The sequence below is a fragment of the Micromonospora sp. NPDC049559 genome, assembly GCF_040676675.1.
Classification (GTDB): domain Bacteria; phylum Actinomycetota; class Actinomycetes; order Mycobacteriales; family Micromonosporaceae; genus JBFAPK01.
Genome location: NZ_JBFAPK010000004.1, coordinates 30,639 through 36,916 on the forward strand (window position 1 = coordinate 30,639; position 6,278 = coordinate 36,916).

At 73.3% G+C, this 6,278-nt stretch carries 7 protein-coding genes; 4 read left to right on the forward strand and 3 right to left on the reverse strand.

Annotation, left to right across the window (positions count from 1 at the left end):
* Positions 1-209: 209 nt before the first annotated feature.
* Positions 210-1,160: a DUF3500 domain-containing protein gene (locus AB0J86_RS07380; protein ID WP_363853967.1), complete on the reverse strand. Its 951-nt coding sequence runs from the start codon at positions 1,158-1,160 to the stop codon at positions 210-212.
* 181 nt (positions 1,161-1,341) lie between these two features.
* On the opposite strand from AB0J86_RS07380, the gene AB0J86_RS07385 reads away from it, so the two are divergent.
* From AB0J86_RS07385 to AB0J86_RS07395, 3 genes are all read left to right on the forward strand, one after another.
* Positions 1,342-1,806 carry a helix-turn-helix domain-containing protein gene (locus AB0J86_RS07385; protein WP_363853969.1) on the forward strand — a complete coding sequence of 155 codons (465 nt, stop codon included), beginning with the start codon at positions 1,342-1,344 and terminating at the stop codon, positions 1,804-1,806.
* Positions 1,799-2,167, forward strand: coding sequence for a DUF4180 domain-containing protein (locus AB0J86_RS07390; RefSeq protein ID WP_363853971.1), 369 nt, complete (start codon positions 1,799-1,801; stop codon positions 2,165-2,167). Before AB0J86_RS07385 ends, AB0J86_RS07390 begins: the two co-directional genes overlap by 8 nt.
* Before the next feature lie 155 nt (positions 2,168-2,322).
* A complete protein-coding gene (locus tag AB0J86_RS07395; RefSeq protein WP_363853972.1) occupies positions 2,323-2,844 on the forward strand; it encodes a MarR family transcriptional regulator in 522 nt (173 codons plus the stop codon).
* A gap of 5 nt (positions 2,845-2,849) precedes the next feature.
* Here the strand turns inward: AB0J86_RS07395 and AB0J86_RS07400 are convergent, their stop codons facing one another.
* Positions 2,850-3,077: a hypothetical protein gene (locus tag AB0J86_RS07400; RefSeq protein ID WP_363853975.1), complete on the reverse strand. Its 228-nt coding sequence runs from the start codon at positions 3,075-3,077 to the stop codon at positions 2,850-2,852.
* A 68-nt stretch (positions 3,078-3,145) separates the two neighbouring features.
* Entirely contained in the window at positions 3,146-3,580 is a 435-nt protein-coding gene (locus AB0J86_RS07405; protein WP_363853978.1) for an ankyrin repeat domain-containing protein, read from the reverse strand.
* Between the two features lie 358 nt (positions 3,581-3,938).
* Between AB0J86_RS07405 and AB0J86_RS07410 the strand changes: the two genes are divergently transcribed.
* Entirely contained in the window at positions 3,939-6,203 is a 2,265-nt protein-coding gene (locus AB0J86_RS07410) for a carbohydrate-binding protein (protein WP_363853981.1), read from the forward strand.
* Positions 6,204-6,278 lie beyond the last annotated feature (75 nt).

A 6,278-nucleotide genomic window follows, 5' to 3' on the forward strand; every position in this document is an offset into this window, starting at 1 on the left:
CCGGCCTGACGCCTGCTGCCGCGCCGTCCCGTCCGGCCTGACGCCTGCTGCCGCGCCGTCCCGTCCGGCCTGACGCCTGCTGCCGCGCCGTCCCGTCCGGCCTGACGCCTGCTGCCGCGCCGTCCCGCCCGGCCTGACGCCTGCTGCCGCGCCGTCCCGCCCGGCCTGACGCCTGCTGCCGCGCCGTCCCGTCCCGGCCTGACGAGTGCTCAGCCGTGCGCCTCGGCCCGGTGCGCGGCCAGCACGTCGTCGCCGAAGTCGCTGCGGGGGCGCCGCAGCACGGTGTGCGCGTGGTTGCCGTCGTCGCTGGTGTTGTCGTACTCGATCAGCAGGTTGTCGCCCTGCACCCGGTAGTAGTGCCGCTGCCCTGGCCCGGTCGGGCCCTCCCAGGCGAAGTGCAGCTCGCCCGCCTCGACGCGGGCCGCCTCGCGCGCGGCCAGCTCCGCGGGCAGCCGGTCGAGGTACAGCCGGACGAGCTGGTCCAGCAGCGACCGCGCGGAGCCGGTCAGCCGGCCGCGGGCCAGCCCGAGGGGTTCGATCCGTGGGCCGGTACGCGGCGAGGTGGCGCTGCGGATGTCGCCGGGCGCGTCGCCGGAGACGATCGCCTCGGCCCGCCGGGCCGGGTCCAGCGCCGCGAGCAGCTCCCGGGCGAGGTCCTCCTCGGGCGCCAGCGGTCGGGAGACGGTACGTCCGTGGTAGTCCACCCGGGCCGGGTTGGCGCCGAGGAAGACCGGGGCGGGGGAGACCTCGCCGTCCACGACGGTCATGGTGACCGAGAGGTGGTGCCCCTCGAACCGCCAGGACCAGTGGTCGTCGCGCTCGGGGTCGCCGAAGACGGCCACCCAGTAGTCGTTGCTGTGCCGACCCCGGCGACCCCGTTCGGAGCGGTCGAGCACCTCCTCCAGGGCGACCACCGCCATTGCCTGGGCGTACGCGTGCGGGCTGAGCGCGGTGGCGAGCAGGCGGTGCGCGGCCTTGCGGCCGGTGTTGTCGAGATCGGCGAGGCAGGCGCCGGGTCGGGGCGCCGGCCGGTACTCGATCCAGCGGCGGGCCGCGTCGTCGGCGAACGGTAGCGCCGCCAGCCGGTGCGAGGCCTCGTCCAGCGAGGTCAGCAGCGCACTCGCGGCCTTGCGCATCCGCGCGCTCAGGGAGTCGTCCACCCGGCTGTTATACCCGAGTCCCGGCCGCCGCCGGCCCCGACCGGCGCCCCAACCTCGACGGATCGGCCTCGGCGAGGTCGGTCGGCCGCTCGGCTGCCCCCGTGGATCATCGGGCGCGAGCACCGCAGCCTGCCGAAGCAAACTTCCCTATCGTTCCGTTGATGGGGTAGGTTAGAGCCAAATGACGAACGAAATGTACTCGGTCGAGCAGGTGGCGGAGCGGCTCGGCCTGCACGTGCGGACCGTGCGCGGCTACATCCGCGGCGGCCGGCTCCGGGCGGTACGCATCGGCAAGCAGTACCGGATCGCCCGCGCCGACCTCGACGCCCTCACCGGCAGACCTCCGCCGCCCGCCGCCGAGCGCCCGGGCGGCGCGGTGCTGGTGGAGGCGTCGAGCATCGTGCAGATCGACGGCGTCGACCGGGCGGCGGCCGACCGGCTCGCCACGCTCGTGCTGGCCGCCGCGAACACCGGTCACGACCCGGCGCGCCCGCTGCGCGTGCAGACCGTCCACGACGAGGAACGGAACCGGATGAAGATCGTGGTACTGGGCGGCGCCGCCGCCACCGCCGAGTTGTTGCACCTGGTAGAGGCCGTTCTCGACGGCGACAACGGCCTGCTCGCGGGGGAGGCCGGCGATGCCTGACGTGGTACGCGAGCGGGCCGGCGTGCCGGTGCTGGTCTGCGACCCGGACGGGCCGCCGATCGCCACGGTGCAGGACGCGCTGGACCTGATCGGGGCCGCCTTCGCCGGCGCCGAGGTGGTGGCGGTACCGGCGGGCCGGCTGGACGACGGGTTCTTCTCCCTGAGCACCCGCTTCGCCGGGGAGATCATGCAGAGGTTCGTCAACTACCGGCTGCGCCTGGTGGTCGTCGGCGACATCTCCCGGCACCTGGCGGCGAGTTCGGCGCTGCGTGCGCTCGTGGAGGAGTCCAACCGCGCCGACCACGTCTGGTTCGTACCGGACCTCGACGCGCTCGACGCCCGGCTGCGCGTCACCGCCTGATGTCGTCCCGGTCGTCACGCTGGTCCGTCGCCCCGGTCCGGCGCGCCGACCGGCGGCGGCCCGGTGGCCTGTCCGCCGGTGGTCCGTCCGCCCGGCCGCGCCCCGTCGGCGGGGCGGTGATTGACAGCGCCGGTACGGGCTCCTTCAATGGCCGGGTGAGCGAACCCGCGAGCCCGGACGAGAGGCGGGACCTGCTCGACAGCCACCGCTGGCGACCGCTGCGGCTGCTGCTTGAGTCGATGGACGCCGACATCGTGGCGCTCTACGCGGACGCGGGCGTCACCGGTCTGCGGGCCCGCTTCGTCGGGCCGTTGATCCAGCTCGGCCGGCGCGAGTCGATGACCATCCAGGAACTCGCCACCGCGATCGAGGTCACCCACTCGGCCATGAGCCAGACGGTGGCGGCGATGCGTACCGCCGGGTTCGTGGAGAGCGTCGCGGACGCGGCCGACGCCCGGGCGCGGCGGATCCGGCTCAGCGCTCGGGGGCGCGAGGTGCTGCCGCTGCTGGAGGCGGAGTGGCGGGCCACCGAGGCGACCGTACGCGAGATCGAGGCCGAGATCCCGTACCCGCTGAGCCGGGTCGTCGAGGAGATCAGTGTGGTGCTCGCCCGGCGCCCGTTCCGGCAGCGACTCGACGACAACATCGCCCGGGCGCTGCGCGGAGAACTGGAGTGAGGCGTTCAGCGGGCACCGACGGCCGGCTCGCCGCCCTCGGGCGCGCCCGCGCCGTCGTAGACGAAGACCACCAGCGGGATGCCGTTGCGCTCCTCCCGGTTCGAGGTGCGCAGGTAGCGCTGCATCAGCCCGTCGACCTCCAACTGTACGATCGCCGCGTCCTCGGCCGTGAAGAGCAGCCCGTCCCGCGGACCGCCGAGGAGCAGCGCGTCGGGCTCCCGCGTGGTGCTCATGGCGGGCCGGCTACCCGCCGCCCGGCCCGGTAAACCCCGGCCACGCCGGCCGGCGTCCGTCCGCGCCGTCAGCCGCGGCCCGGCCTCGGGGGCAGGTCCTCGGGTACGCCGGGCGTGGGCTGGAGCAGGGCGAGCATCTCGGGCAGGTCGAAGAAGGCGGCCGTCTCGACCGCCGACGGGGTGCCGGCGGCGGGGTCGGCCCCGGCCGCGAGCAGGACCTGGACCGTCTCGGCCGAGCGCCGGAAGGCCGCCGCGGCCAGCGCGGTCTGCCCCCGGTCGTTGACCCGGTCCGGATCGGCGCCGCGCTCCAGCAGCGCGGCGACGGTGTCGGGCCGGATGTGGTACGCCGCCAGGATCAGCAGCGTGTCGCCCCGGTCGTTGGTCAGGTTCACCGGCAGGCCGGCGTCGACGTAACCGGCCAGCGTCGCCGTCTCGCCCTCCCGCGCCAGGTCGAACATCCGGTGCGCGAACGCGATCGTCTCGGCGTCGAGGTCGTCGGCCACCCGCTCAGCCTATCCGGAACCGGTCGTCCCGCCGGCCGTGGCCGACGAGCCCACAGCGGTCCGGGCCGCGCCGACGAATCCGCGCGGACCCCGGCGGTCTCGACGCGCCCGGACCGGTCCCGGCCTGCCCGCCGCACCCGTGAGTCCGCGCTGGCCGCCGCCCCGCCCGGTGAATCTAGATCTTGACTTAAGCCTTAATGGAAGTAAAGCTTCGCGAAAGCGCGCACTGGCCGTCCTGACCGGTCGCTCCCTCCACGAGGGAGAACGACCGGCCCGCCGGCCGTCCGTGGCGCGACCCGGACGCCGGTACCAGTGCGAAGCGTGTGAGAGCGACCTCTCCCCACCACAAGGAGGCGCCGTGAGGCGATCCACCAGCGCGGCGTTGGTCGCCGCGTCCGCGACGGCGAGCGTGCTGCTCGCCGCCGCGCTCCCGGCGACGGCCACCGCGGCGAGCGCGTCGGCCGGTACGGGCAACCATCCGCAGCGGGGCAACCCGGTGACCGGCACCTACTCGACGGACGCCGGTACCGGCTGGCGCGAGCTGCCCACCGTACGGGTGGGCGACGACCCGGGCGGGCCGGTCGACGCGACCGTCGTGGCCGACCCCAGCCAGGTCCGGCAGCGGTACGCGGGGATCGGCTTCTCGCTGGACGAGACGAGCGTGTCGAACCTGTGGAAGCTCACCCCGGCCAAGCGCGAGGAGGCGGTCCGCCTGCTCGTCGACCCGAAGACCGGCGCGGGCCTGGACCGCTTCCGGGTGACGATCGGCAGCCCCGACGTCATCGAGCACCTGCCGTTCTGGTCGGAGGACGACCTGCCGGCGGGCGTGACCGAGGACTTCGGGCTGAAGCACTTCTCGATCCAGCGTGACCTGGACCTGCACATCGTCGACACCATCAAGCTGATTCAGAAGTACAACCCGAGGGCGACCTTCTTCGCCTCGGCCTGGAGCGCCCCGGCCTGGATGAAGACGAACAACCGGTTCACCGGCGAGGTCGCGTTGCGGCCCGGCAGCACCACCAGCTACTACCAGGTGGGCAAGCTGCGGGAGGACTGCATCGACGTCTTCGCCCGGTACTACGTCAGGTTCGTCCAGGCGTACGCCCGGCACGGCATCCGCATCGACGCGGTGACGCTGCTCAACGAGCCCGGCATGGACGTGGTCTACCCGGCGATGGACATCAGCGTGGCACAGCAGCAGAAGCTGGCGCTCGCGATCCACCGCGAGTTCGCCGCCGCCCGGCTCGACACCCAGCTCTACGTGCACGACTTCAACTTCTGGGACTGGCGCGACCCGAACAGCACCGAGACCAAGAACTACTACCGCATTCTGGAGGACGCGCCGGACGGTTCGGTGACCGGTGCGCAGGTACGGGCGGCCACCGACGCGATCGCGTTCCACCCGTACTGGGGCGACCCGACGGTGATGCGGGACGCGTACGAGCAGACCGGCAAGCCGGTGCACATGACCGAGACGAGCGACCTCTCGCCGGAGACGGTGCTCAACTACTTCCGGCTGGACGCCAGCTCGTACGTCCTCTGGGCCCAGGCGACCGACCAGGACGGCGGGACGCTGCACTGGACGGACAAGCGCGACAACAACGTCGACTGGGAGGAGATCGGCCGGACCACCAAGTGGCCGGACCGCCTGGTCAAGGTGGACACCACGAAGCGGGACTTCACGGTGCGCGACGAGCTGTACCGGCTGGGGCAGTTCGCCCGGTACCTGAGCCCGGACGACGTGCGGGTGGAGTCGAGCGCGGCGACCGACGGGGTGAGCAACGTGGTCTACCGGGACGGGCAGGACAACTTCGTGGCGGTCGTCGGCAACGCCGCGGACGCCGAGCGGACGGTACGCGTCGTCGTGGCGGGGGAGTCCTTCGTGCAGAAGGTACCGGCCCACTCGTTCGCCACGCTGCGCTGGAAGGCGCAGCTGCCGTCGGCGCGGGGCAACCACGCCCCGAGCCTGGCCGAGGTCGCCGACGTGGTCGCGGACCAGTACGCGACGGTACGGGTACCGCTGCGGGCGACCGACCGCGACGGTGACCGGCTCGCGTACTACGCCACCGAGCTGCCCGGCGGCGCCAGCCTCGACGCCGCGACGGGCGTGCTGACGCTGCGCCCGACCTCCGTCGGCGAGCAGGAGGTGACCGTGACCGTCACCGACGGGGTGGCGAGCGACCGGGTGACGGTGCACGTGACCGTACGCCCGCACGGCGCCCCGGTGGGGGAGCGGGTGGAGGCCGAGTCCTACGTCGGGCAGCACGGCTGGACCGAGGGCGGCAACTTCGTGGAGAGCAACCCGGCCGCCAGCGGCGGGAAGAACATCGGCTGGACCGCCGCCGGGAACTGGCTCACCTATCGCGTGGACGTCGCGCAGGCCGGCACGTACGACCTGGAGCTGCGGGTCGCCGCCGGGGCGGGCGCGGTGGCGGACGCCGTGTCGTTCCGGGACGCCGCCGGCCAGGTGCTCGCCACCGCCTCGGTACCGGACACGGGCGGCTGGGGCAGCTACCAGTCGGTGCACGTACCGGTCACCCTGACCGCCGGCGACCAGCTCGTGACCGTCTACTGCGAGAAGGGCGGCTTCAACCTCGACTACCTCCGCCTCGCGGCGGCCTGACGCCACCCGCCTCGTCGATCTAGGGCAAATCCGTGCTAGTTGATCTCCAATCACGAGGATTTGCCCTAGATCGAC

Excerpts from the sequence above, each read along its gene's own strand:
- AB0J86_RS07390 (WP_363853971.1), top strand. The coding sequence starts at position 1,799 with ATGCCTGACGTGGTACGCGAGCGGGCCGGCGTGCCGGTGCTGGTCTGC.
- AB0J86_RS07385 (WP_363853969.1), top strand. The coding sequence starts at position 1,342 with ATGACGAACGAAATGTACTCGGTCGAGCAGGTGGCGGAGCGGCTCGGC.
- AB0J86_RS07400 (WP_363853975.1), bottom strand. The coding sequence starts at position 3,077 with ATGAGCACCACGCGGGAGCCCGACGCGCTGCTCCTCGGCGGTCCGCGG.